1 protein-coding gene is annotated in these 2074 nt (G+C 72.3%); it reads left to right on the forward strand.

Annotation, left to right across the window (positions count from 1 at the left end):
• Nucleotides 1-20 precede the first annotated feature (20 nt).
• Nucleotides 21-2074 (forward strand): acyltransferase domain-containing protein (locus FPZ41_RS46215; protein ID WP_228023464.1); only part of this gene is annotated, 2054 nt, incomplete at its 3' end.

Genomic DNA, 2074 nt, shown 5'->3' on the forward strand with positions numbered 1-2074 from the left:
AGGCGGGGCAGGTTCGGCTGTTGACGGAGTCCCGGTCGTGGCCGCGTGGTGAGCGGCCGAGGCGGGCGGGTGTCTCGGCGTTCGGGATCAGTGGGACCAACGCCCACGTCATCCTCGAAGAAGCCCCCGAGCTGAAGCAGTCGGAACAGTCGGAACAGCCAGAACAGCGTGCGCGGCGGGAGCAGCCGGTACTCGACGCCTCGCTCCCGCTCGTTCCCTGGGTCCTGTCCGCCCACCGCCCCGAGTCGCTGACCCAGCAGGCGGCCCGTCTCGCAGCGGCGCTCACCGACGACCACGCGGCACACGACATCGGCCACTCGCTGGCCACCACCCGTGCCGCCCTGACCCACCGCGCCGTCGCCCTCGGTCCCGACATCCGGACGCTGGCCACCGCCCTCGGGTCCTTCGGCACCGGGACGACGACACCGGACATCGTCAGCGGCACCGTGACCGAGGGCGGTACGGCGTGGCTGTTCACCGGTCAGGGCACTCAACGCCCAGGAATGGGACGGGAGTTGTACGACAGGTTCCCCGTGTTCGCCGGGACCTTCGACGAGGTGTGCGCGCACCTCGACGGGGAGTTCGACGGCACCGCCGGCTTCACCACGGGCGTACGGGCCGCGGTCTTCGCGTCCGAGGGCTCGGTGGAGGCCGCGCTGCTGGACCGTACCGGTTATGCGCAGGCCGCGCTGTTCGCCGTGCAGGTGTCCCTGGTGGAACTGCTGCGCTCCTGGGGGACAGAGCCGGACTGCGTCGTCGGACACTCCGTGGGCGAGTTCGCGGCTGCGTATGCGGCGGGTGTCTTCGAGCTCCCTGACGCGGTAAGGCTGGTGGCGGCGCGCGCCCGGCTGATGCAGGCCCTTCCCGCAGGCGGCGCGATGGCCGCGATCGAGGCCACCGAGCACGAGGTCGCCGGGGTGCTGGACGGGGACGTGGCGATCGCCGCCGTGAACGGGCCGCAGTCCGTTGTGGTGTCCGGTGCGGTAAGTGCCGTGGAGGCCGTGCTCGCCGAGTTCCGGGAGCGCGGGCGCCGCACGAGTCGGCTCCGCGTCAGCCACGCCTTCCACTCACCCCTGATGAAGCCGGTCCTGGACGACTTCGCCGCCGTGGCCGACGGCATCGCCTACCGCACGCCGACCGTGCCCGCCGTCAGCACCGTCACGGGGCAGGCGCTGCGGGACGGCGACTGGACCACCGCGCGCTACTGGGCGGACCAGATCGTCAAGCCCGTGCGCTTCCACGACGCCCTCACCACCGTCACCGCCGGTCAAGGGGTCAGCCGGCTCCTGGAGATCGGCCCCGACCCGGTGCTCAGCGCACAGGCGCCCGCCGGGACCGCCGTCGCCGTGAGCGTGTTGCGTCGCGACCGGGCGGAGGTCGCCGCGCTGCTCACCGCCCTCGCCGAGGTCTTCGTCCACGGCACGGACGTCGACTGGGGCGCCGTGTTCACGGGGACCGGCGCGCGCCGGGTCGACCTGCCGACGTACGCCTTCCGGCGCCGGCGTTACTGGCTGCCCGACCGTGCGGGCGAGAACGGCGCGATGAGCTTCCTCGCCATCCCGCGGGCCCCGCGCGAGCTCGCCACGTCCGACGAGCCTCTGCCCGCCCCCCACGAGCCGTCATCTCCCTCCGCACCGGCCAATCGTCTCCGGTCCCTGCCCCCGGCCGAGTGCGAGAGCGCCGTCCTGGAGCTCGTCGTCGCCCAAGTGGCCCAGGTCCTCGGGCACACCGACACCGGTGAGGTCGGCGTCACGCAGCGGTTCCTCGAACTGGGCTTCACCTCCCTGTCGCTGGCCGACCTCCGTAACCGTGTCGGCCGTGCCTGTGGAGTCGAGCTGCCGACGTCCGCCCTCTACGAGCACGCCACACCGCGCGCCCTCGCCGTCCATGTCAGTGGTGAACTGGCCGACGGGGAGAGGCAGCCGGCCGTACCCACCGACTCCGTGACCGCGCTGGTGCGGTACGCCTTCGAGCGGGAGCAGTACGACAAGGGACTGGACGTGCTGCACCTCGCGGCCGCGATGAGGCCAGGGTTCGGCCTGCCCGACTCGTCGCATGACCTGTCTCTTATACA

The sequence above is a fragment of the Streptomyces acidicola genome (genome assembly GCF_009377235.1).
GTDB classification, from domain to species: domain Bacteria; phylum Actinomycetota; class Actinomycetes; order Streptomycetales; family Streptomycetaceae; genus Streptomyces; species Streptomyces acidicola.